Below are 24,839 nucleotides of genomic sequence, written 5' to 3'. Positions count from 1 at the left end.
TGCGGCTACATATAGGAGATTGCGCAAAGATCAAAAGAAAACCTCTGCACGGGGCTGCATTGCCGGGTTGTCCTGTCGTCAAGGATCCGTGACGCGGGCCACAGGGGGATGGCCCATGGCCCGCGCAGAGTGCCTGTCAGCTGATGCGGTTTATTTTGCAGCAGGTTCCCAGGCAAAACTCTGGAAAGGCGCATCAAGCGGGGTGTCAAACAGGGAGTTGGTAAAATTCGACAGGATTTTCTGGGCATAGACCACCAGGAGATCCATCATCGCCTTGTTGTCATACCCGGCTTTGAGAAAGCGGGCTGTTGCGGCTTCGTCCGGGTGGCCATGTGTTTCCCGAACAGTCAACGCAAAGCTGCGAAGCGCTTCCAGGCGATCACTGGGCAGCGGGGTCTCGTTGCGCAGGGCCTCAACGATGGCTGCGTCGATTTTTTCCCCCTGTGCAATCATGGTGTGGGCCGGGACGCAGTAGTGGCACTGGTTGGCGACATTGATTGTCAGCCAGATGACTGTGCGTTCTTCCGGTGTAAAACCGGAGGCGTCGGCGAGACGGTGAAGCTGAAAGTAGCCTTCCAGCAGGGAGGGGCTTTCGGCCATGACAGCGTAGAGGTTTGGAATCATGCCATAGGTCTTGATGGAGTCTTCCAGCAGGGGCTTTGCGGCTTCCGGTGCGGTTTCCAGGGTGTGCAGGGTGGCGGTGGTCATAAAAGCGGTCCTTTTGCTTGTGTGCCCCCTAGTTAAGACACCGTCTGCGCGGGATAACCGGCAGGGGTCCACAGGGAGCTGTGCACTACAGAACCGAGTTCTCACGCTTGTGGTTTTGCGTGATCATAGCGTGTGATGGAGTGATCAAATGCGCGTATAATGATCGTTCGATCTGTCCTGGCGCAGACATATTGGGCCACAGGGCGGGATCGGGGTCCTGTGGTGGCAAAAGATAAAGCGGGCGTTAGAAGGCCATGTGAGCGCCGGGTCAGATGGGGGGAAGCGGGAGGTTGCAATCGGCAGCATCCAGCGTCTTCACAGGATCTTCTGGCCCACATTGCTGCCCCGAAATCGGATAGGTTTCATGGGTTTTGTCGCAGGCCGTCAGCCCCAGCGTGGCAAGGGTCAAGAACAAGGACAGAGCAGACTTGGGCATAAGATGAATCTCCTGTTGCATTCAACCTAGGGTATTTTTCAACCCAGATGACCTGCATTGATCTGGGTCAAGCAGCCAAGCAGACCTTAGGTAAACCAGCGAGGACAAGAGTGGGCGGTTTCACGGTTTGGCTTTGGGAGGGGCACAGTCTGAGCAAATAAAAACCCGGCCAAAAGACCGGGTTCAAACTCTCAGATTTGAGCGCAGATCAGCTGCCGCAGCGCTTTTCCGCGTCCTCAATGGCTGCGGTAAAGCCAAGCAAGGAGAAAGAGTCTTTGGTCTGGGTGCCCCGTGCAGAGCGTGCCGTCAGCACAGCCCCGGCGCCGCGCTTCATGGCGGTGATGATTTTGGCATCATCCGCAGCCGTGGCAGGCCAGGCCCATTCGCCCTCGGTGAAAAGTTCAAATTCGGTCTCGCCGATGGTCATGTTGACGGTTGATCCAGGGGCAAAGGGATAGCCGCCGGTAAAGGTTACCTGACCCTTGCCGCCATTGTCGGGGCGATAAAAGACAAACAACTGGATTTCGCTGCGGCGCACCGCGACCACCCGACCATCGCGGGTGTTAACGCTTTCCTTGGGGGCAGAAACGCCCCAGCATTCTTTTGGGCTGTCACCCTGAAAGACGCTCCAATCCACATTGGCGCCGACGCGATTGTCGGTGGTGGTTTGCTGCGCGGTTGCAGTTGTGGCCATAGCGGCCAGACACAGGCCCGCGATCATACGGGCGAGTTTCGATGCCATTTGTCCCGACTCCAAGACTGTCTCTACCTCAATTACTCCGAGAGCGAGCGGCGTTAAATCCGCCGTCTGTACCAGATGCTCTCGCTTGCCATACACAAGCACACTAACGTAACAAGCGCTACGGGCGAAAGTGCGTTTGGCAGGAAATCGCCAAGAAAAGAGGCTGAAACAATGACAAAACCGGTACCAATGGCGGAAATTTGGCGTGGTTCCCTGCTGGAGAGCCTGCATCTGGGTCATGCGGTGATCTGCGATGACAGTGGTCAGATTGTGCGCAGCTGGGGCGATCCTGACGCGGTGATCTATCCGCGCAGCTCTGCCAAGATGATCCAGGCCCTGCCGTTGATCACCTCCGGTGCGGCGGCAAAATATGGCCTCTCCTCAGAGCAGCTGGCGCTCTCCTGTGCCTCGCATAATGGCGCCCATATCCATACCGACCGGGTCAACAGCTGGTTGGCGCAACTGGGGCTGGGGGATGATGATTTCCGCTGTGGCCCGCAGGAGCCGGATGATATTCCTGCCCGCAACGCGCTGATCAAGACCGACAACAGCCCCTGTCAGGTGCATAACAACTGTTCCGGCAAACACGCCGGGTTTCTGACCCTGAACCAGCATCTGGGGGCAGGGCCGGACTATATCGAGATCGACCATCCGGTGCAGCAGGCCTGCCTCACCGCCTTTGAGGAGGCGACGGGCATGGAGAGCCCCACCTATGGTATTGATGGCTGCTCGGCGCCCAATTTTGCCACCACAGTACATGGGCTTGCACGGGCGATGTCCTGGTTTGCCTCGGCGGCGGATCGATCAGACCGGGCCTCGGATGCGGCGGCGCAGCTGGCCTCTGCCATGGCGACCCATCCTGAGCTGGTGGCGGGTGAAACACGCGCCTGTACCAATCTGATGCGGGCCATGGGCGGCAAGGTCGCGGTGAAAACCGGAGCCGAAGCGGTGTTTATTGCCATCATTCCCGAAAAGAAGCTGGGCGTAGCGGTCAAGATTGTCGATGGCGCTACCCGCGCCAGCGAATGTGTCATTGCCTCGATCCTGGTGGGGCTGGGGGTGCTGGATGCGGATCATCCCGAAACCCGGAAATACATCAATGCGCCTTTGCTGAACCGGCGTGGCGTTGATTGCGGCGCGTTGCGGCCAAGTGCTGAGATGATATTCTGATCTCAATTGCTTTGATCGGATGAAAGAAAAACGCCCGTTTCGAGTTTGAAGCGGGCGTTTGTGTTTAGACCTGTTTAGACAATTACATCGAGACCATCTCGGCCACTTCAACAGAGCCATTGCCGCTGATGACCATCGGGCAGCCCTTGGCCATGGCGCAGGCCGCCTCCTGATCTAGGGCCTCGACCACGGAATAGCCGGAGAGCGGGTTGGCGCCGCCGTTGTCGGCAATTCCCGAGGCGCTGACCGTTTTTGAGAGCCCAACCGGGTTTCCCGGAACCACCAGAGCGGTCCCCATGGAACCCATCCATGTCTTCCAGGCCTCCATTTCAGCGGCGCCTTCCTCGGGCGTTTCGGGGGCTTTTCCACCGTGATAGGCAAAAATGAACTGAGGCATAGTCTGTCCTTTCGGTTGCGGAGGGGTCGTAGAAAATCTGGTTCAGGAAATCCGGGTGGCAAGTTTATTGAGCGTAGAGGTCCAGCCTTTGGCATGGCTTTCGGCCATTTCGGGACTGGGCAGGTCGCGGTGCGTGATGCGCAGTCGGGCACCCTGGCCTTCGGCCTCAACGGTAAAGATGACATGGCTTTCGGCGCCGCGCTGGCCGGTTTCGTCGTGCCAGGCCCAGGTGAAGCCCACGGAGCGGGGCGGGGTGACATGGGTAACCTGCCCGGAGATATGATACTGTTGTCCCTCGGCGCCCCGCATCTTGGCGAAATAGGCGCCGGGGCGGGTCAAATCCAGGGCGTGATCAAAGACGTCGATGCCCTCTGGTCCCCACCACTGCATCAGCTTGTCCGCCTGGGTGACCCAGGCAAACAGTCTTTCGGGACTGACCGGAAAACTGCGGTCGAGCTGCACCTCACTCAAGGCGTCATTCATTCAAAATCCTCCGGTATTGGTTTCGTCCAGAAGCGCCGCCTCCAGCCGATCCAGACTGCTGTCCCAGAAGGCGCGGCGCGATTGGGTCCAGTCCGCGATCAGCTGCAGGCTTTCGGGACGTGCGGAATAGAGCCTTTTGGTGCCCTCGGCGCGCTGGGTAATCAGCCCGGCCTCGCGCAGCACCTTGAGATGGCGGGAAATTGCAGGCGCGGTGATGCTGGCCCCGCGCACCAGCTCCCCGGCAGGGAGTTCCCCGTGTTGCATCAGCTGTTCCACAATGGTCATGCGGGTTTCATCTGCCAATGCCGAAAAGGTTTTTAGAAGAGGTGTCATGAATCTCATGTTAACCAAAAAGTTAATTAAAGAAAAGGTTAAATATTTACGCCCGATAACCCGGCGATCGGGCATGCATCATATTGAAGCGAATATATAATTTCTGTAACACCCTTCCGACTGAGCATTCTATCTTGACGCTCCTCTCAGGAATACTTAGGTCGCAACCAGCCAAAAACAGAGTAGCAGGGTGGTGATTCCTGCGCCAATCATCAGGTTGGTTCTGCAAGACCACGGCGTGCCCTTAACTTTTCGGGGGCGCGCGCTTGTGGTCCCGAGACGGGCTTCTTGTACGCATCCTCGAACACTTCGAAAGATGAGTACACGACATGATCCAAGCTCTGATCTGGTTTCTAAGCGTTTTCTTCCTGATTGGCACCTTCACCAATGGCTATGGCCCGCAAAAGATTCGCGAGGAATACGCGCGTTGGGGCTACCCCAGCTGGTTTCGCTATGTGACTGCGGTGCTGGAACTGGCAGTGGCGCTTCTCCTGCTCTTTCCGGCGAGCATTGGCTGGGGCGCGCTACTGGGCATGGGGGTTATGTCGGCTGTACATTTGACTCTGTTGCACCATCACGAAACCCTGCAGTCGATTGGTCCGGCGGTCATTTTTGCATTGCTTGTCATTGTTCTCTGGCAGGCTGCATTGCCAAGCTGATGCGCAGTTGTCTCCGGCAAGGGGGCCGGGTCTGCCGGATCCCTTTACAACAAGTCCCAGATCAGTTTGGAGGCCAGCGCGAGGGAGGTCAGCACCAGCAGGGGTTTGATCAAAACGGCCCCTTTGGTCTGGGCCAGGGTCGCCCCGGTCTGCGCGCCGGCAATCTGCGCTACCCCCATGCAAAGCCCGGTGATCCACCAGGGCGTCGCCACCAGGGCAAAGGCACAGAGCGCCCCGGCATTGGAGGCCAGATTCAGCAGTTTGGTATGGGCTGTCGCCTTGAGAATGCCGTAGCCCGCGAGTGAAACAAATGCGAGCATGTAGAAACTGCCAGCCCCTGGCCCCAGAAGCCCATCATAGGCACCGCAGAGTGGCACCATGGTCATAGCAAAGAGAGCGGGGCTAAGGCGGCGGGCGCGGTCCTGATCGCCAAGCCCCTTCTTGAAGGCAAAGAACAGGGCAATACCGATGAGCAGTACTGGCAGAATCAGCCGGATCCAGCCCGTGGGCAGGACGGTGATCAACAGCGCGCCAAAAATAGATGCAACAAAGGCAATGAAGGCTGAACCAGCCTGTTCGCGCAGGTTCACATGGCCGCCTTTGGCATAGGCGCGGGCCGCTGTTGCAGCGCCAAACAGGCCTTGGATCTTATTGGTGGCCAGAGCCGTCACCGGATTGGCCCCGGCCAGCAAAAGCACAGGCACAGTGATTAATCCACCGCCGCCAGCAACGGCGTCGATGAACCCAGCAACAAAGCCTGCCGCCATCAAGAGCAGCAGGGTCTCGATCCCTACTTCAAGCATCTGGGGCTATCCTTTGAAATCGTCGCGGGCGTAGCCCTGAATATACAGCAGCGCGGTCAGGTCACCGTGGTTGATGCGGATCTGGCACTGCGCCGCGACGGAGGGCTTGGCATGTAGTGCCACGCCGGATCCGGCCCGCAGCAACATGCCGAGATCATTGGCGCCATCGCCGACCGCCATCACATCTGCCTCACTAATCCCTAGGCGCGCGGTGATTTGCTCCAGTGCCTGCACCTTGGCTTCACGGCCCAGGATCGGCAGGCCGGGCTTGCCGGTCAGTTTGCCATCCTCGACCAGCAACGTATTGGCGCGATTCTCGTCAAAGCCCAGCTGATCGGCAATGCGGGCGGTGAAGGCGGTGAAACCACCGGAGACCAGAGCGGCATAGGCGCCATCGGCCTTCATGGTAGCCAGCAGGGCCGGCCCGCCAGGCATCAGCGAGATGCGAGTGTCGAGAACCTGCGAGATGACGCTTTCGGGCAGGTCTTTTAGCAGGCTGACCCGCTCTGTCAGGGCGCCGTCAAAATCCAATTCACCATTCATGGCGCGGGCGGTAATTTCTTTTACCCGGGGACCAACCCCGGCCTCTTCGGCCAGCTCGTCGATGCATTCCTGCTCGATCATGGTCGAATCCATATCGGCCAACAGCATCTTTTTGCGCCGGTTGCTGACAGGTTGCAGAACCAGATCAACGCCGAGATCCTGAAGGTCTTCCCAGACCTGCCACTGGTTTTCCGGCTGGGTATCAAGCGGGAATTCCGCTGCAATATCAGGCGCAAGCCAGGTTGCCTCGCCGCCACCCCAGGCATTGCGCAGCGAGTCGACCAGGGCGGGGTCGAGACAAGGTTTGGCAGGGTTGCAAAGCAGCGTGACGATATACATTTGGCAGTTCCATCTGTCGCGTGGGTCGCGCCCTCATAGCGGCAGAGGCCACAAGGAGCCAGCCCTCAGAGAGGCCTCATGACTGTTCTGCGTCCAGAGGTCGCCGCTAATCCCTGGGGACTGCCTGGAGGCTGATAGCGGTTCGTCGGACATGGCAATGCAGATGTCGACAGAAGGATGCAGGCCTTGGTTGGGTACAGGGGGAAACTTGCGCAGGTCTGGGGCGTTGAGTGTTGAGGCCTTGGTAAGGAAGTTTCCGAAAGGCGTCATTGGGTGTCGTAAAAATCTATCAAAGCGGCGCTTGTTGGTGATTTAGGTGGTTGCGCCCCGGATCATCCCCCCCTAGCTCTAGCGGCGGGACACCCTTCCCCAACGAAGGGCAGATATCTGTAAGGATAGCATCTATGGCTACTCAGCAACCGGCTACGCGGCCGGCCAACCCGCGTTTTTCCTCTGGCCCCTGTGCCAAACCCCCTACATTTGAATTGTTCAAACTGGCCGACGCCCCCCTGGGTCGCAGCCACCGCGCGGCTGTTGGCAAGGCCAAGCTGAAGGATGCCATCGAAGGCACCCGCGAAGTTCTGGGCATCCCCGCTGACTATCGTATCGGCATCGTTCCTGCGTCTGACACCGGCGCGGTTGAAATGGCTCTGTGGTCGCTGCTGGGGCAGCGTAAGGTCGAGATGCTGGCCTGGGAAAGCTTTGGCGCGGGCTGGGTCACCGATGTGGTGAAACAGCTGAAAATCGACGCCGAGGTGAAAACTGCTGATTACGGTCAGATCGTCGATCTGGCCTCGGTTGATTGCAACAATGATGTGGTTTTTACTTGGAATGGCACCACAGCCGGCGTCCGGGTTCCCAATGCGGACTGGATCGCGGATGACCGCACCGGCCTGACCATCTGCGATGCCACCTCTGCAGCCTTTGCGATGGATCTGCCCTGGGACAAACTGGATGTGACCACGTTCAGCTGGCAAAAAGTTCTGGGCGGCGAAGCAGCCCATGGTGTGATCGTGCTCTCCCCCCGCGCGGTGGAGCGGCTCGAAAGCTACACCCCGGCCTGGCCGCTGCCCAAGATCTTCCGCATGACCAAAGGCGGCAAGCTGATCGAGGGTATCTTTACCGGTGCCACCATCAACACGCCCTCGATGCTGGCGGTTGAGGATTATCTGTTTGCGCTGGACTGGGCCCGCTCGGTTGGTGGCCTTGAGGGTCTGATCGCCCGTGCTGACGCCAATGCTCAGGCTGTGTTTGATTTCTGCACCGCCAATCCTTGGATCGCCAACCTAGCCGAGGACGACGCGACGCGCTCCAACACTTCGGTCTGTCTGAAGTTCACCGATACCCGCATTCAGGATGGTGCTGCCTTTGCCAAGGCTGTGGCCAAACGTCTGGAAGCGGAAAACATCGCGCTGGACATCGGCGCCTATCGCGACGCGCCTGCCGGTCTGCGGATCTGGTGCGGTGGCACGGTCGAGACCGCCGACATCGAGGCCATGCTGCCCTGGCTTGCCTGGGCCTTTGAGGCCGAAATCGCCGCTCAAGGCTAAACGTTTTTGCCCGACCGATAGGTCGGGCAGCGCCCAACCGCCCCCACGGGCGGGCGCTTCGCCCCCACCCTCGGTCGGTCGCTGCCCTATCGCGTTTCCGGCCCCCGCTTAAAAGGATGCTCAAAATGGCTCCCAAGGTACTCATCTCCGACAAACTCTCCGAAGCCGCCGTGCAGATCTTCCGCGATCGCGGCATCGAGGTCGACTTCCAGCCCGATCTGGGCAAGGACAAAGACAAGCTGGCCGAAGTGATCGGCGAATATGACGGCCTCGCCATCCGCTCGGCGACCAAGGTGACGGAAAAGATCCTCGCCAATGCGACCAACCTCAAAGTGATCGCCCGCGCCGGCATCGGCACCGACAATATCGACAAAGAGGCCGCGTCGAAAAAAGGGGTGATCGTGATGAACACGCCCTTCGGCAATATGATCACCACCGCCGAACATGCCATCGCGATGATGTTTGCCGTGGCGCGTCAGATCCCCGAGGCCTCTGCCTCGACCCATGCGGGTAAGTGGGAAAAGTCCAAGTTCATGGGCACCGAGCTGACCAATAAAACGCTGGGCGTCATTGGCGCCGGCAATATTGGTGGCATCGTCTGTGACCGTGCCCGTGGGCTGAAGATGAAGGTCGTGGCCTATGACCCCTTCCTCGGTGAAGAACGCGCTGCCAAGATGGGCGTTGAAAAGGTCGAACTGGACGATCTGCTGGCCCGCGCTGATTTCATCACCCTGCACGTGCCCTTCACCGATGCCACCGCCAATATCCTGAGCCGTGAAAACCTGGCCAAAACCAAAAAAGGCGTGCGTATCATCAACTGTGCCCGTGGTGGCCTGGTGGACGAAGAAGCTCTGGCCGAAGCCCTGCAATCGGGCCATGTCGCTGGCGCTGCCTTTGACGTGTTCTCTGAGGAGCCCGCCAAGGAAAACGCCCTGTTCAACCTGCCCAACGTGGTCTGCACGCCTCACCTGGGCGCGGCCACAACCGAGGCGCAGGAAAACGTCGCCCTACAAGTGGCGGAGCAGATGTCCAACTACCTGCTGACCGGCGCTGTTGAAAACGCGTTGAACATGCCAAGCGTCACTGCCGAAGAAGCCAAGGTCATGGGCCCCTGGATCAAGCTGGCAGAGCACCTCGGCGCATTTGTCGGTCAGATGACCGATGAGCCGATCAAGGCGATCAACATCCTATATGATGGTGTTGCCGCCGAGATGAACCTGGACGCACTGAACTGCGCGGTTGTGGCCGGCATCATGAAAAAGGTGAACCCGGATGTGAACATGGTCTCCGCCCCTGTGGTGGCCAAGGAACGTGGCATCCAGATCTCCACCACCAACCAGGACAAATCCGGTGCCTTTGATGGCTATATCAAGGTCACCGCCGTGACCGAAAAGCGCGAGCGTTCGGTTGCTGGCACGGTGTTCTCAGATGGCAAACCCCGGTTCATCCAGATTAAGGGCATCAATATCGATGCCGAGGTCGGTGCGCATATGCTCTACACCACCAACAACGATGTTCCCGGCATCATTGGTGCGTTGGGCCAGACGATGGGTGAGCACGGCGTCAACATCGCCAATTTTACCCTGGGCCGTGCCGGTGCTGGCGGCGAAGCCATCGCGCTGCTCTATGTGGACGAGCCAGTGCCTGCAGATGCCCGCGCCAAACTGGCCGAGACCGACATGTTCAACCAGATCAAACCACTGCAGTTCGACGTGGTCTGATCAAACAGTACTGTTCGCTTTTGAGGAGGATCACTCTAGGGTGGTCCTCTTTTTTGCGCCCCTTGTGATTGCGCGATGTTTCTGCTGCTATGCTTTTAGCTGCGGATAGCTTCAAGCAGAAGAGGAGGAAATTATGGTTCCCAAAATGTTGGACGACACAGAAAAGCATGAGGCCCGTCTCGGAACGGGCAAAGTCGACGCGTTGTTTTTTCAAAGCCGCACGGTGATTGTTGCAGGTGAAATCAACGATAAGCTGGCGCAACGAACGGTGGCACATCTGTTGGCCCTGGCCGAAGAGAGCGATGATCCGATCAATGTGTTTATTTCCTCGCCAGGCGGCCATGTGGAAAGCGGCGACATGGTACATGACGTCATCGGTTTCATTCGGCCAAAAGTTCGCACAATTGGCACCGGTTGGGTCGCCAGTGCCGGGGCTTTGATCTACGTTGGTGCCAAACAGGAAAACCGCTATTGCCTGCCCAACACCCGGTTTTTGTTGCATCAACCTTCTGGAGGGATTGGCGGGCAGGCCAGCGACATGTTGATACAGGCGGAACAGATCAAAATCATGCGCCAGCGCTTTGATCTGCTATTTGCTGAGGCCACGGGCCAGACTCCGGAAAAAATTGAAGCAGACACCGCGCGTGATTTTTGGCTGACGGCACAAGAGGCTATTAACTACGGGTTGGCGGGTAAAATCATTCGCAACGCAGAAGAATTGGTTTGATCCACTTCTAGGCATCACAAGACGTTCGCCGCGCTTACCAAACCGAAAAAAGGGTTCTTTGCTTCTGCAAAGGGCTCTTTCTAATTGGGCTGTTTTTGACCACAAATGAGACACGCAAACCTGGAGCCAAATTGATGACCCAACCGATCTACGCAATTGGAGATATTCACGGCCAGCTTGAAATGCTGGAGGAGGCGCTGGAACGGATCAAGGCGGATGGCGGGCCGGAGGCGCGGGTGGTTTTCCTGGGCGATTACACCGACCGCGGGCCTGACTCGCGCGGGGTGATCGAGCTGTTGTCGAAAGGCCGGGATGAGGGGCGCAATTGGGTCTGTCTCTTAGGCAATCACGACCGGATGTTTTCGATGTTCATGGAGGACTACCCGCGCAATGACGCGCGCCTATTGGTGGGCTATCACTGGCTGCATGATCGCATCGGCGGGGTGGAGACGCTGCAATCTTATGGTGTTGAGGTGCCCGATGGCATTCGCATCTATGAGCTGCACGCCGAGGCGCAACAGGCGGTGCCCGCGCATCACCGCCTCTTCCTGGAAAGGCTGCCGGATTATCACCAGGAGGGAGAATTGCTGTTTGTACATGCCGGCATTCGTCCCGGTGTCGCTCTGGAAGATCAAAACCAGGATGACAAGATCTGGATCCGTCAGGAGTTCCTAAAGGATCAGACAGAACACCCCTGGATGGTGGTGCATGGGCATACGCAAATCCCCGCGCCGGAACACCGCGGCAACCGGATCAACCTAGATTCTGGCGCCGGTTTTGGCCGCCCCCTGACCGCAGCAGTGTTTGAAGGCCGCCAGTGCTGGGTCCTGTCGAAAGAGGGGCGTGTGCCGCTTTTGCCGGCATGAACCGACAGTAAACCCATTGAAGGTGCGTGGAAATTCCAGATTGTGCGCAGTTTGCACATATTTGATAAAGGAATTTCCGCTACTCTGACTGAGTGATCGGCGACCTGGTTACGAGTGATTGTGGGGTATGATTACTTTGCCTTTGAGTATGTCGCCGATCATTGTTTGATTTAGGGATCAAATCAGCCCCTGCCTCTGCAAGGCGCCTAGCTCCAGTTCAAAACCACCTTGCCGCTATTGCCTGATTTCATCGCGGCGAACCCCTTGGCAAAGTCATCAACCTCAAACCGATGGGTGATAACCGCGCTTACATCCAGGCCGTTTTGCAACATGGCGATCATCTTGTACCAGGTTTCAAAGATCTCACGCCCATAGACACCTTTGAGCGTCAGCGCCTTGAACACGATGCGGCTCCAGTCGACCGGGGATTTCCCCGGCGGGATGCCCAGCAATGCAATGCGGCCGCCCATGACCAGGGCCTCAACCATTTGATCGAGAGCGCGCTGGTTGCCCGACATTTCCAGCCCCACGTCAAAACCCTGGGTCATGCCAAGTTCAGCAATCACATCATTCAGATCTTCTTTGGCGACATTGACAGGGCGCACATTGGCGACCTGTGCCGCCAGTTCCAGCCGTCCGGGGTTGATATCGGTGATGGCCACATGGCGGGCCCCGGCGTGGCGGGCGACGGCGGCGGCCATGATGCCGATGGGGCCAGCGCCGGTAATCAATACATCCTCGCCCACCAGATCAAAGCTGAGCGCGGTATGCACTGCATTGCCCAATGGGTCGAGAATGGCGCCGATGTCATCCGGGATATCATCCGGCAGCGGCACCACATTAAAGGCGGGCAATGCCAGATACTGCGCAAAAGCCCCCTGTTCATTGACGCCAATGCCGCGGGTTTCTGGATCCAGATGAAACTTCCCGGCACGGCTTTGGCGGGAGTGATGGCCGATCAGATGTCCCTCGCCCGAGCAGCGCTGGCCAATGGTCAGATCCGTCACGTTGCGCCCCAGTTCGACAATCTCACCCGCGAACTCATGCCCGGTGATCATCGGCACAGGCACGGTTTTCTCGGCCCAGGCGTCCCAGTTCCAGATATGCACATCGGTGCCGCAGATGCCGGTTTTGTTTATCTTGATCAGCACCTCATCCGGGCCAATCTCCGGCACGGGCGCCTGCACCATCCACAGGCCTTCAGTGGGGTGTGATTTTTCCAGCGCCTTCATGGTGTTTGCACGGGTCATTTGAGGATCCCCAGGTCTTCACCCACTTTTCCAAAGGCGGTTAGGGCGCGGGACAGCTCGTCCCGTGTGAGGGCGGCGTTCATCTGAGTGCGAATGCGGGCCTGCCCGCGTGGCACCACCGGGAAGAAGAAGCCTGAAACATAGACGCCTTCGTCAAACAGGGCTGCCGCCATGTCCTGGGCAAGCTGTGCCTCGCCCAGCATCACCGGCACGATGGGGTGCTCACCCGGCAAGAGGTCAAAACCCAGCTCCGTCAGGCCCGCGCGCCAGAACCTGGTGTTTTCAAACAGTTTTGCCCGCAGATCGGCGCCTTCTTCGACAAGGCGGATGGCCTCAAGGCCCGCAGCAACGATGGAGGGCGGCAGCGAATTGGAGAACAGATAGGGCCGCGCCCGCTGCCGCAGCAGGTCGATCACTGGCTGCGGCCCGGCAATGTAACCGCCGATGGCCCCCCCAAGTGCTTTGCCCAAAGTCCCGGTGAGGATATCCACATCCACCCCAAAGTGATCCGGCGTGCCAGCACCGTTTGGCCCCATAAAGCCAGTAGCATGGCAGTCATCCACCATGACCACGGCGTCATATTTATCCGCCAGGGCGCGAATTTCCGGCAGTTTCGCCAGATAGCCATCCATCGAGAACACCCCGTCGGTGGCGATCATGATATGGCGCGCACCATCGGCGCGGGCCTGTTTCAGCCAGGCTTCGAGGTCGTTCATGTCGCTGTTGAGGTAGCGATAGCGTTTGGCCTTGCACAGGCGCACCCCGTCAATAATGGACGCATGGTTAAGGCTATCTGAAATGATCGCATCCTCGGGACCTAGCAGCGGCTCGAACAGCCCGCCATTGGCGTCAAAACAGGCGGCAAACAGGATCGCATCATCTTTGCCCAGAAACTTGGCAAGGCGCTGTTCCAACTCCCGGTGGATATCCTGGGTGCCACAGATAAAGCGGACCGAGGCCATGCCAAAGCCCTTGTCATCCATGACGCCGCGCGCCGCTTTGATCAGGTCGGGGTGATCCGCTAGCCCTAGGTAGTTGTTGGCGCAAAGGTTGATGACCTGCTCGTCCCCCACCGTGATCTCGCCCCCTTGTGGGGAGGTGATCATTCGTTCCCGCTTGTAGAGGCCATCGGCCTCAATCTGGGTGAGCGTCTCAGAGATGTCGTTCAGAAATGCAGTGCTCATGGCGGGAAACTCCTTATCCGTGGAATCGCATCTATCATAACGGATGAGATTCCCAAATAGGAGATTTCACTATCTCGGAAAAAAATCCGTGAAGATGGAATTGCATCCTGGAAGGGAGCGCCTGACCCTGGGTGGGCGCGGTCCGGGCTTTCAGCCCAGACCATGGCAGGATTCCGGCCTTGGAACTGAAAAGGAAAAACGCAGCCTAGGTGGGGCGGCACTAGTGGTGGGTGAAAGTGGGAAATGGAGAAGGTTTCGAACAGCGCGCAACCCGCTCTAATGGGCACTCAGCTTGTGTACCAAATTTGGCTAGCGGAGAATTCTAGCTATCTACCACATGCTTTCTGTACGCGAGTTCAAACCGCATACTCAGATCTTTCAACTTTGCCTTTCGCAGTAGCACCCCGATACGTGAAGCGTAATCTGGGGCAGGCCTAGTACCATATTTGATCTGATCGTGAAGGAGCCCGCGAACATAGGTGACGTTTTCGCCCAAGTTGTTTTTTGTCTTTTCTGGGAAATTCTCACCCAACCTTTGCTGGAAGTCCGCAAAAATTGTTCCGGTATGGGCTAGTTGCTTCAACTTGAAAAAATCAGCCAGTTCGTTTTCAGACATTGCCGCGTAATCTGGGCGTGCCTGTCTTTTTCGCAGGACGTCGTTTCGATGCGGCGGAGAAGAGGACTCCAAATGCTCTAGGAGTTCTAAAAAGGCAGCGAGATCTTCATCAGGGGGATACATGGGATCGATATCTAAGCATTCTTCACAATCAAAAACACCCGTGCCGCGCCACCCGGCGCGGTGATCGCATGGCCCACATCGGCGGCATAGCGGGCAGTGTCACCAGCCTGCAGGTGATCCTTGGCACTGCCGGAGGTCACCTCAATCTCGCCTTCCAGCACGGTCAGCTGTTCCATAGCGCCACGGGTATGGGGCTGGCTACTCAGCGCGCCACCGGGGTCAAAGCGGATGTCATAGACCTCGTGCCCACCGGCCTCCTCTGGGGGCGACAGGATGCGGATGCGGCAGCCTTCACCGATGTTTTCGATCTTGGGCACATCCACCGCCCGCAATACCTCGATCCGGTCCTGCAGGTCGCCAGCTTCCAGCAGGCCGGCAAAATCCACCTGCAGCGCGCGGGTGAGGTTCCACAGGGTGGCAATGGTGGGGGAGCTTTCGCCGCGTTCGATCTGGCTCACCATCGAGCGGCTGACGCCCGAGAGATTGGCCACTGCCTCAAGGCTAAGGCCCTGGGCGCGGCGCGCCTCTTTCAGGCGGGCGGGGAGCAGTGTCAGGATATCGTCTGTATTTTCCGTCATAGCGGAGTCCTGCGGGCTGTGGGACAATTTGTCAATGACGGGACGTCTCATGGGAGCGGGGGCAGACAGCGAGATGCTGCAGCTGCATAATAGCGGCAACTGACTCATGAGGAGAGAGATCATGACTGATATCGTCATTTTGGACGGTGCGCGCACCGCAATCGGCACCTTTGGTGGCGCGCTGGCCAATACCACCCCTATCGATCTGGCAACCGTTGCCTCAAAGGCGGCGATGGAGCGTTCTGGTGTTGACCCGGAACAGATCGGCCATGTGGTCTTTGGTCATGTGATCAATACCGAGCCGCGCGATATGTATCTGTCCCGCGTGGCGGCGATGCAGGCGGGGGTGCCCAATGGAACGCCCGCAATGAATGTGAACCGGCTTTGTGGCTCCGGGGCCCAGGCGTTGGTCTCGGGCATTCAGTCGCTTATGCTGGGGGATGCAGAGTTTGCCCTGACCGGTGGCGCCGAAAATATGTCGCGCAGCCCCTTTATCATGCAGCAGCAGCGCTGGGGCGCGAAGATGGGCGATGTCAAATCGCTTGATATGATGCTGGGGGCGCTGAACTGCCCCTTTGGTACCGGCCATATGGGGGTGACAGCAGAAAACGTGGCGGATGAGCATGAGATCACCCGCGAAGAGATGGATGAGTTTGCCCTGGCCAGCCAGACCCGCGCGGCGGCAGCGATCGAGGCGGGCTATTTCAAAAGCCAGATCACCCCGGTTGAGGTCAAGGTAAAACGCGACATGGTGCCGTTTGAAATGGATGAGCACCCCAAAGGCACTTCGATGGAGGCGCTGGGTGGTCTGCGGGCTGTGTTCAAGAAAGACGGCCGCGTGACTGCGGGCAATGCCAGCGGCATCAATGATGGCGCGGCGGCCCTGGTCATGGCGCGGGCGGAGGCGGCAGAAAAGGCGGGACACACACCCAAGGCGCGGGTGTTGGGCTATGCTCATGCGGGTGTCCGGCCCGAGGTCATGGGCATTGGCCCGGTGCCAGCGGTGCAGAACCTCCTGGCCAAGACCGGGCTGAAGGCGAGCGACTTTGATGTCATTGAAAGCAACGAGGCCTTTGCCTCGCAGGCGCTGGCGGTGAACAAGGAGTTGGGGCTGGATCCGGCCAAGGTGAACCCCAATGGTGGTGCCATCGCGCTGGGTCATCCGGTGGGGGCGACCGGTGCGATCATCACGTTGAAGGCGCTTTATGAGCTGGAGCGCATCGGTGGCAAACGCGGGTTGATCACCATGTGCATCGGCGGCGGTCAGGGCATTGCCCTGGCGATTGAGCGCCTCTGAAGACTGGGGGCGGGGCTTTGCCCCACAGTTTTGGATAAAAGAGGGGCATTGCCCCGCAGGACTAAATGAAAGAGGGGCTTTGCCCCTCTGGCCCTTTGCCCCTCTGGCCCTTTGCCCCTCTGGCCCTTTGCCCCTCTGGGCCATTCACCCCAGAATATTTATGGAAAGCTGATGCAGCGGGCCGGTGTTCGACGGCCCCCTTTTGTGCCTGTCAGAAGATCTGGATCAGCAGGAGTGTTGCCAGGGCTCCGGCAACAGCGCCCAAGAGGGCGGCGCGTCGGCGTGTCGGTGGTGTCTTATTACTTGAAGGGGGCTGCGACTGTGCGATTAGCGCCTGTTCCATCAGCGCTGGCAGGCGCGGGCCAAAGCGGGCCAGAACCTTGGCGGTTTTCATCAGATCCGAGACCACGGCGCGCGGGCCGATGCTCTTTTTGATATAGTCCTCGACCACCGGATGGGCGACTTCCCAAATGTTGATCCGCGGATCCAGCGAGCGGGCCACGCCTTCGACCACCACCATGGTGCGCTGCAACAGGATCAGCTCGGTGCGGGTCTCCATGCCAAAACGTTCGGTCACCTCGAAAAGGTAGTTGAGCAGGTTGCCCATGGAGATATGGCTGGCATCCATGCCAAAGATCGGCTCGCCCACAGCACGGATGGCGCGGGCGAATTCATCGACATCCTGGTCGGCTGGGACATAGCCTGCCTCAAAATGCACCTCGGCCACGCGTTTGTAGTCGCGTTTGATAAAGCCAAAGAGTATCTCGGCATAGACCCGGCGGGTGTATTCATCGATATGGCCCATGATGCCAAAGTCATAGGCAATGATATCGCCATTGGCGGCGACCTTCATATTGCCCTGATGCATATCGGCGTGGAAATAGCCATCGCGCAGGGCGTGATTGAGGAAGAGTGACAAGACCCGCTCGCCCAGAATGCGGCGATCATGGCCTGCGGCGTCCAGCGCTGCATTGTCGCCAATGGCGGTGCCATCAGCCCAGCCCATGGTCATCACCCGGCGGGCCGAGAGCTCCCAGCGGATCTGTGGCAGCTGAAAGCCGGTATCACCCGTGGTATTGGCGGCAAACTCCGAGGCAGCAGCGCTTTCCAGGCGCAGGTCCAGCTCGCCCTGGACCACCCCGTCGAAATGCTCGATCACATCCATCGGGCGTAGGCGCCGCGCGCCGGGGGCAAAGAGATCGACAATGCGGGCGGCAAAATAGAAGGCGTCCACATCCTTGTTAAAGGCGCGTTCGATACCGGGGCGCAGCACCTTGACCGCGACGTCCTCGCCGGTCTCTACCAGCCTGGCGCGATGCACCTGGGCGATGGAGGCGGCGGCGATGGGATCGCTGAATTCCGAGAATATCTCGTTGACCGGACGACCGAGTTCGCGCTCGACCTCAGCCATGGCCTCGGCACGGGAGAAGGGCGGCAGCTGATCCTGCAACACCCGCAACTGCTGCGCCATGTCCTCGCCGACCACATCGGGGCGGGTCGAGAGCACCTGGCCAAACTTGATATAGGCCGGGCCCAGCGCTGTTAGCGCGCGGGTGGCCGGGGGCATTTGGGGGTCGCCCTTGTAGCCCAGCCACTGAAAGGGCCAACCCAGGGTATAGGCGAGGATGCGCAGCGGTGCCGGTGCGTCAAAGGCATCCAGCACTACATTCATGGCGCCGGTGCGCACCATGGTGGCGCCAGTGCGGATCAGGCGGATGATATTGTGGGGACCACGCATGGTCTAGATCTTCCAGCCGGAATGCAGCGCTGCAATGCCCAGCGACAGGTTGCGGTATTTTGCGTTGGCAAAGCCCGCCGTTTTCACCATCTCCAGGAAGGTGTCCTGATCGGGGAAATTGCGGATCGATTCCACCAGATACTGGTAGCTGTCGTAGTCATCGGCAATCATCTTCCCCATGCGTGGGATCACGTTGAAACTGTAAAGGTCATAAAGCTTCTGCATGCCATCATTGGGCAGCTGCGAGAACTCCAGCACCATCAGGCGGCCGCCAGGTTTTAGCACCCGGTAGGCCTCATTGAGGGCTTCTTGCGGGCGGGTGACGTTCCGGATGCCAAAGGAGATGGTGTAGACGTCGAATGTATTGTCTTTGAAGGGCAGGGCCATGGCATCGCCGGTGACCCAATCCAGGCTATCGGCCATCTGCTCGGCTTCGGCGCGCTTGCGGCCCTCGATCAGCATTGGTGCGGTGAGATCCAGCACGGTGGAATGGCCGTGACCGGCGCGTTTCAGAAAGCGGAAGGAGATATCGCCGGTGCCCCCGGCCACATCCAGCAGGCGCTGACCGGGACGCGGTGCCAGCCAATCCATCATCGCGTCTTTCCAGATCCGGTGGATGCCCATGCTCATGACGTCATTCATGATGTCATATTTCGAGGCCACGGAATTGAACACGCCCTGCACCCTCCCGGCCTTTTCATGCTCGGGGACGGTTTCAAAGCCAAAATGCGTGGTGCTGTCTGATCTGTCTGCCATGGGACTTGCCGTTTTCTGAGGATCGCCCCACTTATAGGGCCTTGGAGGGCAGGCACAATGCGGCCCATATGTCACTGTCATGTGAGGAGTCCTGTAATGCCTGAATTGCCCGAGGTCGAGACCGTGATGCGGGGATTACAGCCCTCGATGGAGGGGGCGGTGATTGCCCAGGCGCAGGTGAACCGACCTGATCTGCGTTGGCCCTTTCCGGAGCGGATGGCAGAGCGCTTGACTGGCGCACGCGTGACAGCGCTGCGGCGGCGCTCAAAATACATCCTGGCAGAGCTGGATCGGGGGGAGACACTACTGGTGCATCTGGGCATGTCGGGGCGGATGACGGTCTCAGGCGATCCTCTGGGGCAATTTGTACATGAGCACCCTAAGGCGGAGAAACATGATCATGTGGTCTTTGACATGGAGAACGGCGCGCGGGTGACATTCAATGATCCGCGCCGCTTTGGTGCGATGGATCTGATCGAGACAGCCGGGCTGGCGGAGCATAAACTGCTCAAAGTGCTAGGGCCAGAACCCCTTGGCAATGACTTCCATGAGGATCACTTGGTTGCCGCCTTCAAGGGCAAGAACTCCCCGGTGAAATCGGCCCTGCTGGATCAGGGAATCATCGCCGGTCTGGGCAACATCTACGTCTGTGAGGCTCTTTTTCGCGCCGGGATCTCACCAAAACGCAAAGCGGGACAACTCGCCGCTGCCCGTGTTGCAAGCCTGGTTCCGATTATCCGAAAGGTGCTGGAGGATGCCATCAAAGCAGGGGGATCTTCGCTCAAGGATTTCCGCCAAGCCAATGGAGAGCTTGGATATTTTCAACACAGCTTTGATGTATATGGCCGCGAGGCAGAGCCCTGCAGACGGGAAGGATGCAGTGGCACTATTGCGAGAATCACCCAGTCGGGGCGATCCTCTTTCTACTGTGGCAAGTGTCAAAGATAGCTTGAATGCGATGTTTGTCGTGGTAATGACTCGGTTCTGAACGGAACAATGAAAGCATCAATTATGGCCTATGAGACGATCAACGTCGATGTGCAGGACCACGTTTGCCTAATCAAACTGCATCGCCCCGAGGCGTTGAACGCGCTCAATGCAGCGCTCGTGAGTGAGCTTTGCACTGCCCTGGAAGAAGCCGACGCCAGCGACAAGGTGCGCTGCATCGTGCTGACCGGATCGGAAAAGGCTTTTGCCGCCGGCGCTGACATCAAAGAGATGTCGGAGATGAGCTTTACTGATGTCTACACCAACAATCTCTTTGCCCAGGTGAATGATCGCATCATTGCGATTCGCAAGCCGATCATCGCGGCTGTTGCTGGCTATGCGCTGGGCGGTGGTTGCGAGCTGGCGATGCTTTGTGATTTTGTCATCGCGGCGGAAACTGCCAAATTTGGCCAGCCTGAGATCAATCTGGGCGTGGTTGCCGGCATTGGTGGCACCCAGCGTCTGACGCGGTTCGTGGGCAAATCCAAATCCATGGATATGAACCTCACCGGTCGTTTCATGGGCGCCGAAGAAGCCGAGCGCGCCGGTCTGGTGTCGCGGGTGGTGCCTGCCAAGAAACTGATCGAAGAAGCCATGGGCGCGGCGCAGAAGATTGCCGAGAAATCCCAGCTTACCGTCATGGCGGTCAAGGAAACGGTCAATCGCAGCTACGAGCTGCCGCTGAGCGAAGGCATGTTGTTTGAACGCCGGGTGTTTCACTCGATGTTTGCAACCGAAGACCAGAAAGAGGGCATGGCCGCCTTCCTGGAAAAACGCGAAGCCCAATTCCGCGACAAGTAATTTCTGGGGCCAGTCCCCAATGTCGGGGCCGTCCTTTGGGGGCGGCCCCGATTGCTTTGTAGCAGTCTGGTTGATGTTGCGAGGTTTGAAATCAGGTCTTTTGGCAATGTGCTTGCATCTTGCAGCCCATCGCAGTAAAGACCGCAGCCATACATGCGCGTGCAGCCCGCTTGGCTAGAATCACTCCGAGATCCGATCCGGGTTTGGCTGGCTTGCGCCGATATACGAAATATGAACCCGAAGATAAGGTCACAGAGACATGGCAAATACGCCCCAAGCAAAAAAACGCGCCCGTCAGAACGAGAAGCGTTTTGCAGTAAACAAAGCCCGCCGTTCGCGCATCCGCACCTTCCTGCGTAAAGTTGAAGAAGCCATCGAATCCGGCAACAAAGAAGATGCAACCGCAGCTCTGCGCCTTGCCGCTCCTGAGCTGATGCGTGGCGTGACCAAAGGCGTCTACCACAAGAACACAGCTTCGCGGAAAGTTTCCCGCCTGACCGCACGGGTCAAAGCTCTGGGTTGATTCCCGGCCAGGATTTTCTTGCAAGCAGAAAATCGAAAAAAATGAAGGCGTCGCATTTTTGCGGCGCCTTTTCCTTTTGTCCCTATCTCACTGATGTCTGCTGCAGCTGCGAGAGATTCTTTGCGGGCAAAGCGTGAGTCAACATCAGAGTTTCATTGCCGCTGCCCCTCGCAAATTGCTACCACATGTACAGCGATTCACTCGCTGGGGGGACAGGCTGCTCAGGGTGATCTTGACGGGCATCAAGGTTGCTGAAGGCGCAGGGGTTCATAAGAGGCTAGGTTGCCTGCTTTTGATTCTGTGTTCTGCTGGATTGGATTTTTCAATCAGCGGTCTTGTCTCATTTGTGTGCAGAAACGGTTTTTTTGGCATCAAGATAAAGCTGCCGTGTTTGGTAACTTTTTGTTGGACGATCCGTTGCCCCGTCAGGGAGTGCGGTCAGGATACCCCTGTCCGCAGGCGCAGAAGCTATGGGTGAAGAGCCGCTCCGAGAGGGGTGCGAAGAAATGATAGGCGAAAGATAAACAGGCCGCTGCTTGTTTTTGGGGATGCATGAGGCGCAGCATGACGGAAGAAAAATGGGGACAGCTCAGAACACGGCTTTTGAAGACTGTCGGCCAGAATAATTTTACGACCTGGATCGAACCACTTGAGTTCAATTCGGTAGACGATGGTGTGGCCGTGTTTCACGTGCCAACCAATTTTATGGGCAATTACGTCAGCCAGAACTTTGCGGATCTGATTCTGCATGAGTTCAGCCTGTCTGGCGAACCTGTTCAACGCCTGGCCTTTCGGGTTGCTGCCAATTCGCCTGCGCGCCCTGTGCGTCAGGTTGAACAGCCCGCAGAACCCTTTGCGGAGATGCAAGACACGGGCAATGCCAACTCTGGCCGCGATTATGGCGGGCCGGAGACGGCGCGCCCTGCAAGCGCGGGCTCTTCCCTGTCCAGCAAGGCAGCGGCGGCTGCGCCGATGGATACCCTGCAGGCCGCGCCGCTTGATCCGCGGTTCACCTTTGACAATTTTGTCGTTGGTAAGCCAAACGAGCTGGCCCATGCCGCAGCACGCCGCGTGGCCGAGGGTGGCCCCGTGACCTTCAACCCGCTGGTGCTTTATGGCGGCGTAGGGCTGGGTAAAACCCATCTGATGCATGCGATTGCATGGGAGATCTCGGCGCAAAACCCTGGTCTGAACGTGCTCTATCTGTCGGCTGAACAGTTTATGTACCGCTTTGTGCAGGCGCTGCGTGAACGCAAGATGATGGATTTTAAACACCTGTTCCGCTCGGTTGATGTGCTGATGGTGGATGATGTTCAGTTCATCGCCGGCAAGGATTCAACGCAGGAAGAGTTCTTCCATACCTTCAACGCGCTGGTGGATCAGAACAAGCAGATCATTATCTCTGCTGACCGCGCCCCAGGTGAGATCAAGGATCTGGAAGACCGGGTGAAATCGCGTCTGCAATGTGGTCTGGTGGTAGATCTGCACCCCACAGACTATGAGCTGCGTCTGGGCATTCTGCAGACCAAGGTTCAGATACAGCAAAAGACCTATCCTGATCTGGAAATTGCCGATGGGGTGCTGGAATTCCTGGCGCATCGGATTTCAACCAATGTGCGCGTGCTCGAAGGGGCGCTGACCCGGCTGTTTGCCTTTGCCTCTTTGGTTGGGCGCGAGATCGACATGGATCTGACCCAGGACTGCCTGGCAGATGTCCTGCGGGCCTCTGAGCGCAAGATCACCGTCGAGGAAATCCAGCGCAAGGTCTCCGAATATTACAACATTCGTATGTCGGATATCGTTGGCCCCAAACGCCTGCGCTCCTACGCGCGGCCGCGTCAGGTGGCGATGTACCTGTGTAAAAAGCTCACCAGCCGCAGTCTGCCAGAGATTGGCCGCCGCTTTGGTGGGCGGGATCATACCACCGTCATGCATGGTGTGCGCCGTATCGAGGAGCTGAAGTCGACTGACGGTCAGATCGCCGAAGATGTGGAAATGCTGCGCCGGTCGCTGGAATCCTGATCTGACAACCTGGTTCGACGACCTGTCATATTGAACAAAGCGGCCCTGGATTTCCGGGGCCGTTTTTTGTGGCTTGCGGGCTGGCGTCGACACTGGCGTTCGGGTTCCCCCGCAACGATTGGTCGGGTTTCAGGCCATTGAAAGATCTAGCCCCTTGACGCTGCTGAGATTCCCTTGGAAAACTCTATAAAAAGCCTTGTGCATGAGGGGCAAACCGCTACTTTACCTGTCCCGACCTTTGCGCAGTGATAGACTGGGCGACAGCCCATAGCTCTGGCAAAGCAGGCATGACAGAACGGGCGCGACGAAGAGGAAAGCGACATGAAGATCAGCATCGAACGCGGCACGCTCCTGAAGGCGGTTGCACAGGCCCAATCAGTGGTCGAGCGCCGCAATACCATTCCGATCCTGGCCAATGTTCTGATCGAAGCCGAGGGCGAGGTGGCTCAGTTTCGCGCCACCGATCTGGATATCGAGGTTGTCGACAAGGCCCCGGCTCAGGTCGAGCGCGCAGGCGCCACAACGGTCGCTGCCACCACGCTGCATGAAATCGTGCGCAAGCTGCCGGATGGCGCCTTGGTGACGCTGACCGCGGATGCGGCAACTGGCCGTTTGACGGTTGAAGCCGGACGGTCGAACTTTTCTCTGGCGACGCTGCCGCGCGAAGATTTCCCGGTTATGGCCAGTTCCGAGTATCACTCGAATTTTACCGCCAATGCCGCCATGCTGCGTCGGCTGTTTGATAAATCCAAATTTGCCATCTCCACCGAAGAGACTCGTTATTACCTGAATGGCGTCTACATGCATGTTTCTGATGCGGTTGAAGGCGGCAAGGTGCTGCGCTGTGTTGCCACCGATGGCCACCGTCTGGCCCGGATTGATGCCTCCCTGCCAATGGGCGCCGAGGATATGCCGGGCGTCATCGTGCCGCGTAAAACCGTGGGTGAGATGCGCAAGCTGCTGGATGATGATGAGATGGATATAGCGGTCTCTGTCTCCGAGACCAAGGTGCGTTTTGCCACCCCAAATATCACCCTGACCTCCAAGGTTATTGATGGCACCTTCCCCGATTACACCCGGGTCATTCCGGCAGGCAATACCCGTCGGCTTGAGGTCGACGCGGATGAGTTTGCCCGGGCGGTTGACCGGGTTGCGACGGTTTCATCCGAGCGTTCGCGTGCGGTCAAGCTGCAGCTGGAAGAGGATCGTCTGATCCTGTCGGTCAATGCACCCGACAGCGGTGCCGCCGAAGAAGAGCTGGCGGTGGCCTATGCGGATGAACGTCTGGAGATTGGATTTAATGCCAAATACCTACTGGAGATTGCCAATCAGGTGGATCGGGAAAACGCGGTCTTTATGTTCAATTCCTCTGGTGATCCGACCTTGATGCGCGAAGGCAGCGACGAAAGCGCCGTCTACGTCGTGATGCCGATGCGGGTATAACGTGCCTGAGGGCACGGCCTCCGGCGGGAATATTTGGGGAAAGA

The 24,839-nt window shown here is 58.2% G+C and carries 26 protein-coding genes; 12 read left to right on the top strand and 14 right to left on the bottom strand.

Annotation, left to right across the window (positions count from 1 at the left end):
- Positions 1 to 150: 150 nt before the first annotated feature.
- From ED661_RS13000 to ED661_RS12990, 3 genes are all read right to left on the bottom strand, one after another.
- The gene (locus ED661_RS13000) at positions 151 to 708 is read right to left on the bottom strand and encodes a carboxymuconolactone decarboxylase family protein (protein WP_122074353.1); all 558 of its coding nucleotides are present in this window, start codon (positions 706 to 708) and stop codon (positions 151 to 153) included.
- Positions 709 to 976: 268 nt separating this feature from the next.
- A complete protein-coding gene (locus ED661_RS12995) occupies positions 977 to 1,144 on the bottom strand; it encodes a hypothetical protein (protein WP_162930131.1) in 168 nt (55 codons plus the stop codon).
- 208 nt (positions 1,145 to 1,352) lie between these two features.
- Positions 1,353 to 1,886 carry an invasion associated locus B family protein gene (locus tag ED661_RS12990; protein ID WP_122074351.1) on the bottom strand — a complete coding sequence of 178 codons (534 nt, stop codon included), beginning with the start codon at positions 1,884 to 1,886 and terminating at the stop codon, positions 1,353 to 1,355.
- A 171-nt stretch (positions 1,887 to 2,057) separates the two neighbouring features.
- Here ED661_RS12990 and ED661_RS12985 point away from each other — a divergent pair, with 171 nt between their 5' ends.
- On the top strand, positions 2,058 to 3,056 hold the full coding sequence (locus tag ED661_RS12985; RefSeq protein WP_122074350.1) for an asparaginase: 999 nt from the start codon (positions 2,058 to 2,060) through the stop codon (positions 3,054 to 3,056).
- Positions 3,057 to 3,138: 82 nt separating this feature from the next.
- Here the strand turns inward: ED661_RS12985 and ED661_RS12980 are convergent, their stop codons facing one another.
- The 3 genes from ED661_RS12980 to ED661_RS12970 are packed head-to-tail and all read right to left on the bottom strand — an operon-like array spanning position 3,139 to position 4,269.
- Positions 3,139 to 3,453 (bottom strand): hypothetical protein, encoded by a 315-nt coding sequence (locus ED661_RS12980; protein ID WP_122074349.1) that lies wholly within the window; start codon positions 3,451 to 3,453, stop codon positions 3,139 to 3,141.
- Positions 3,454 to 3,495: 42 nt separating this feature from the next.
- Entirely contained in the window at positions 3,496 to 3,936 is a 441-nt protein-coding gene (locus ED661_RS12975; RefSeq protein ID WP_254054836.1) for an SRPBCC domain-containing protein, read from the bottom strand.
- Entirely contained in the window at positions 3,937 to 4,269 is a 333-nt protein-coding gene (locus tag ED661_RS12970; protein WP_122074348.1) for a helix-turn-helix transcriptional regulator, read from the bottom strand.
- A gap of 329 nt (positions 4,270 to 4,598) precedes the next feature.
- Between ED661_RS12970 and ED661_RS12965 the strand changes: the two genes are divergently transcribed.
- On the top strand, positions 4,599 to 4,928 hold the full coding sequence (locus tag ED661_RS12965; protein WP_122074347.1) for a DoxX family protein: 330 nt from the start codon (positions 4,599 to 4,601) through the stop codon (positions 4,926 to 4,928).
- 44 nt (positions 4,929 to 4,972) lie between these two features.
- Here the strand turns inward: ED661_RS12965 and ED661_RS12960 are convergent, their stop codons facing one another.
- Together ED661_RS12960 and serB are read right to left on the bottom strand one after the other, a co-directional pair.
- Positions 4,973 to 5,731 (bottom strand): TSUP family transporter, encoded by a 759-nt coding sequence (locus tag ED661_RS12960; protein WP_122074346.1) that lies wholly within the window; start codon positions 5,729 to 5,731, stop codon positions 4,973 to 4,975.
- 6 nt (positions 5,732 to 5,737) lie between these two features.
- Positions 5,738 to 6,613, bottom strand: coding sequence for a phosphoserine phosphatase SerB (gene serB, locus ED661_RS12955; protein ID WP_122074345.1), 876 nt, complete (start codon positions 6,611 to 6,613; stop codon positions 5,738 to 5,740).
- A 404-nt stretch (positions 6,614 to 7,017) separates the two neighbouring features.
- Here serB and ED661_RS12950 point away from each other — a divergent pair, with 404 nt between their 5' ends.
- The 4 genes from ED661_RS12950 (at position 7,018) to ED661_RS12935 (ending at position 11,477) form a co-directional block, all read left to right on the top strand.
- Entirely contained in the window at positions 7,018 to 8,163 is a 1,146-nt protein-coding gene (locus tag ED661_RS12950) for a phosphoserine transaminase (protein ID WP_122074344.1), read from the top strand.
- Positions 8,164 to 8,288: 125 nt separating this feature from the next.
- Positions 8,289 to 9,884 (top strand): phosphoglycerate dehydrogenase, encoded by a 1,596-nt coding sequence (serA, locus tag ED661_RS12945; protein ID WP_122074647.1) that lies wholly within the window; start codon positions 8,289 to 8,291, stop codon positions 9,882 to 9,884.
- A 133-nt stretch (positions 9,885 to 10,017) separates the two neighbouring features.
- Positions 10,018 to 10,611 carry an ATP-dependent Clp protease proteolytic subunit gene (locus ED661_RS12940; RefSeq protein WP_122074343.1) on the top strand — a complete coding sequence of 198 codons (594 nt, stop codon included), beginning with the start codon at positions 10,018 to 10,020 and terminating at the stop codon, positions 10,609 to 10,611.
- A 134-nt stretch (positions 10,612 to 10,745) separates the two neighbouring features.
- The gene (locus tag ED661_RS12935; RefSeq protein ID WP_122074646.1) at positions 10,746 to 11,477 is read left to right on the top strand and encodes a metallophosphoesterase family protein; all 732 of its coding nucleotides are present in this window, start codon (positions 10,746 to 10,748) and stop codon (positions 11,475 to 11,477) included.
- Positions 11,478 to 11,683: 206 nt separating this feature from the next.
- On the opposite strand, the gene tdh is transcribed toward ED661_RS12935, so the two are convergent.
- From tdh to ED661_RS12915, 4 genes are all read right to left on the bottom strand, one after another.
- Positions 11,684 to 12,727, bottom strand: coding sequence for an L-threonine 3-dehydrogenase (gene tdh / locus ED661_RS12930; protein ID WP_122074342.1), 1,044 nt, complete (start codon positions 12,725 to 12,727; stop codon positions 11,684 to 11,686).
- On the bottom strand, positions 12,724 to 13,911 hold the full coding sequence (locus ED661_RS12925) for a glycine C-acetyltransferase (protein WP_122074341.1): 1,188 nt from the start codon (positions 13,909 to 13,911) through the stop codon (positions 12,724 to 12,726). The genes tdh and ED661_RS12925 overlap by 4 nt, the downstream gene beginning before the upstream one ends.
- Before the next feature lie 322 nt (positions 13,912 to 14,233).
- Entirely contained in the window at positions 14,234 to 14,650 is a 417-nt protein-coding gene (locus tag ED661_RS12920; protein WP_122074340.1) for a hypothetical protein, read from the bottom strand.
- An 11-nt stretch (positions 14,651 to 14,661) separates the two neighbouring features.
- Entirely contained in the window at positions 14,662 to 15,228 is a 567-nt protein-coding gene (locus ED661_RS12915; protein ID WP_122074339.1) for a helix-turn-helix domain-containing protein, read from the bottom strand.
- A gap of 121 nt (positions 15,229 to 15,349) precedes the next feature.
- Between ED661_RS12915 and ED661_RS12910 the strand changes: the two genes are divergently transcribed.
- Complete coding sequence (locus ED661_RS12910; protein ID WP_122074338.1) at positions 15,350 to 16,525, top strand: acetyl-CoA C-acyltransferase family protein; 1,176 nt, start codon at positions 15,350 to 15,352, stop codon at positions 16,523 to 16,525.
- A gap of 211 nt (positions 16,526 to 16,736) precedes the next feature.
- Here the strand turns inward: ED661_RS12910 and ubiB are convergent, their stop codons facing one another.
- Complete coding sequence (gene ubiB, locus ED661_RS12905) at positions 16,737 to 18,263, bottom strand: 2-polyprenylphenol 6-hydroxylase (RefSeq protein WP_122074337.1); 1,527 nt, start codon at positions 18,261 to 18,263, stop codon at positions 16,737 to 16,739.
- Between the two features lie 3 nt (positions 18,264 to 18,266).
- Positions 18,267 to 19,019 (bottom strand): bifunctional demethylmenaquinone methyltransferase/2-methoxy-6-polyprenyl-1,4-benzoquinol methylase UbiE, encoded by a 753-nt coding sequence (ubiE, locus tag ED661_RS12900; RefSeq protein WP_122074336.1) that lies wholly within the window; start codon positions 19,017 to 19,019, stop codon positions 18,267 to 18,269.
- A gap of 96 nt (positions 19,020 to 19,115) precedes the next feature.
- Here ubiE and mutM point away from each other — a divergent pair, with 96 nt between their 5' ends.
- The 5 genes from mutM (at position 19,116) to dnaN (ending at position 24,795) form a co-directional block, all read left to right on the top strand.
- Positions 19,116 to 19,967, top strand: a complete 852-nt coding sequence (gene mutM / locus ED661_RS12895) for a bifunctional DNA-formamidopyrimidine glycosylase/DNA-(apurinic or apyrimidinic site) lyase (RefSeq protein ID WP_122074335.1) — start codon at positions 19,116 to 19,118, stop codon at positions 19,965 to 19,967.
- Positions 19,968 to 20,030: 63 nt separating this feature from the next.
- A complete protein-coding gene (locus ED661_RS12890; protein ID WP_122074334.1) occupies positions 20,031 to 20,807 on the top strand; it encodes an enoyl-CoA hydratase in 777 nt (258 codons plus the stop codon).
- 259 nt (positions 20,808 to 21,066) lie between these two features.
- Positions 21,067 to 21,330 (top strand): 30S ribosomal protein S20, encoded by a 264-nt coding sequence (rpsT, locus tag ED661_RS12885; RefSeq protein ID WP_122074333.1) that lies wholly within the window; start codon positions 21,067 to 21,069, stop codon positions 21,328 to 21,330.
- A gap of 564 nt (positions 21,331 to 21,894) precedes the next feature.
- Positions 21,895 to 23,352: a chromosomal replication initiator protein DnaA gene (dnaA, locus tag ED661_RS12880; protein ID WP_122074332.1), complete on the top strand. Its 1,458-nt coding sequence runs from the start codon at positions 21,895 to 21,897 to the stop codon at positions 23,350 to 23,352.
- A gap of 321 nt (positions 23,353 to 23,673) precedes the next feature.
- Entirely contained in the window at positions 23,674 to 24,795 is a 1,122-nt protein-coding gene (gene dnaN, locus ED661_RS12875; RefSeq protein ID WP_122074331.1) for a DNA polymerase III subunit beta, read from the top strand.
- The last annotated feature ends 44 nt before the right edge of the window (positions 24,796 to 24,839 follow it).

The organism is Pseudophaeobacter sp. EL27 (genome assembly GCF_900313025.1).
In the GTDB taxonomy this organism is placed as follows: Bacteria; Pseudomonadota; Alphaproteobacteria; order Rhodobacterales; family Rhodobacteraceae; genus Pseudophaeobacter.
This window is presented reverse-complemented; position numbering and strand designations above follow the sequence as displayed.

Coding starts and splice junctions, on each gene's coding strand:
- ED661_RS13000 (WP_122074353.1), bottom strand. CDS start 708: ATGACCACCGCCACCCTGCACACCCTGGAAACCGCACCGGAAGCCGCA.
- ED661_RS12995 (WP_162930131.1), bottom strand. CDS start 1,144: ATGCCCAAGTCTGCTCTGTCCTTGTTCTTGACCCTTGCCACGCTGGGG.
- ED661_RS12990 (WP_122074351.1), bottom strand. CDS start 1,886: ATGGCATCGAAACTCGCCCGTATGATCGCGGGCCTGTGTCTGGCCGCT.
- ED661_RS12985 (WP_122074350.1), top strand. CDS start 2,058: ATGACAAAACCGGTACCAATGGCGGAAATTTGGCGTGGTTCCCTGCTG.
- ED661_RS12980 (WP_122074349.1), bottom strand. CDS start 3,453: ATGCCTCAGTTCATTTTTGCCTATCACGGTGGAAAAGCCCCCGAAACG.
- ED661_RS12975 (WP_254054836.1), bottom strand. CDS start 3,936: ATGAATGACGCCTTGAGTGAGGTGCAGCTCGACCGCAGTTTTCCGGTC.
- ED661_RS12970 (WP_122074348.1), bottom strand. CDS start 4,269: ATGACACCTCTTCTAAAAACCTTTTCGGCATTGGCAGATGAAACCCGC.
- ED661_RS12965 (WP_122074347.1), top strand. CDS start 4,599: ATGATCCAAGCTCTGATCTGGTTTCTAAGCGTTTTCTTCCTGATTGGC.
- ED661_RS12960 (WP_122074346.1), bottom strand. CDS start 5,731: ATGCTTGAAGTAGGGATCGAGACCCTGCTGCTCTTGATGGCGGCAGGC.
- serB (WP_122074345.1), bottom strand. CDS start 6,613: ATGTATATCGTCACGCTGCTTTGCAACCCTGCCAAACCTTGTCTCGAC.
- ED661_RS12950 (WP_122074344.1), top strand. CDS start 7,018: ATGGCTACTCAGCAACCGGCTACGCGGCCGGCCAACCCGCGTTTTTCC.
- serA (WP_122074647.1), top strand. CDS start 8,289: ATGGCTCCCAAGGTACTCATCTCCGACAAACTCTCCGAAGCCGCCGTG.
- ED661_RS12940 (WP_122074343.1), top strand. CDS start 10,018: ATGGTTCCCAAAATGTTGGACGACACAGAAAAGCATGAGGCCCGTCTC.
- ED661_RS12935 (WP_122074646.1), top strand. CDS start 10,746: ATGACCCAACCGATCTACGCAATTGGAGATATTCACGGCCAGCTTGAA.
- tdh (WP_122074342.1), bottom strand. CDS start 12,727: ATGACCCGTGCAAACACCATGAAGGCGCTGGAAAAATCACACCCCACT.
- ED661_RS12925 (WP_122074341.1), bottom strand. CDS start 13,911: ATGAGCACTGCATTTCTGAACGACATCTCTGAGACGCTCACCCAGATT.
- ED661_RS12920 (WP_122074340.1), bottom strand. CDS start 14,650: ATGTATCCCCCTGATGAAGATCTCGCTGCCTTTTTAGAACTCCTAGAG.
- ED661_RS12915 (WP_122074339.1), bottom strand. CDS start 15,228: ATGACGGAAAATACAGACGATATCCTGACACTGCTCCCCGCCCGCCTG.
- ED661_RS12910 (WP_122074338.1), top strand. CDS start 15,350: ATGACTGATATCGTCATTTTGGACGGTGCGCGCACCGCAATCGGCACC.
- ubiB (WP_122074337.1), bottom strand. CDS start 18,263: ATGCGTGGTCCCCACAATATCATCCGCCTGATCCGCACTGGCGCCACC.
- ubiE (WP_122074336.1), bottom strand. CDS start 19,019: ATGGCAGACAGATCAGACAGCACCACGCATTTTGGCTTTGAAACCGTC.
- mutM (WP_122074335.1), top strand. CDS start 19,116: ATGCCTGAATTGCCCGAGGTCGAGACCGTGATGCGGGGATTACAGCCC.
- ED661_RS12890 (WP_122074334.1), top strand. CDS start 20,031: ATGGCCTATGAGACGATCAACGTCGATGTGCAGGACCACGTTTGCCTA.
- rpsT (WP_122074333.1), top strand. CDS start 21,067: ATGGCAAATACGCCCCAAGCAAAAAAACGCGCCCGTCAGAACGAGAAG.
- dnaA (WP_122074332.1), top strand. CDS start 21,895: ATGACGGAAGAAAAATGGGGACAGCTCAGAACACGGCTTTTGAAGACT.
- dnaN (WP_122074331.1), top strand. CDS start 23,674: ATGAAGATCAGCATCGAACGCGGCACGCTCCTGAAGGCGGTTGCACAG.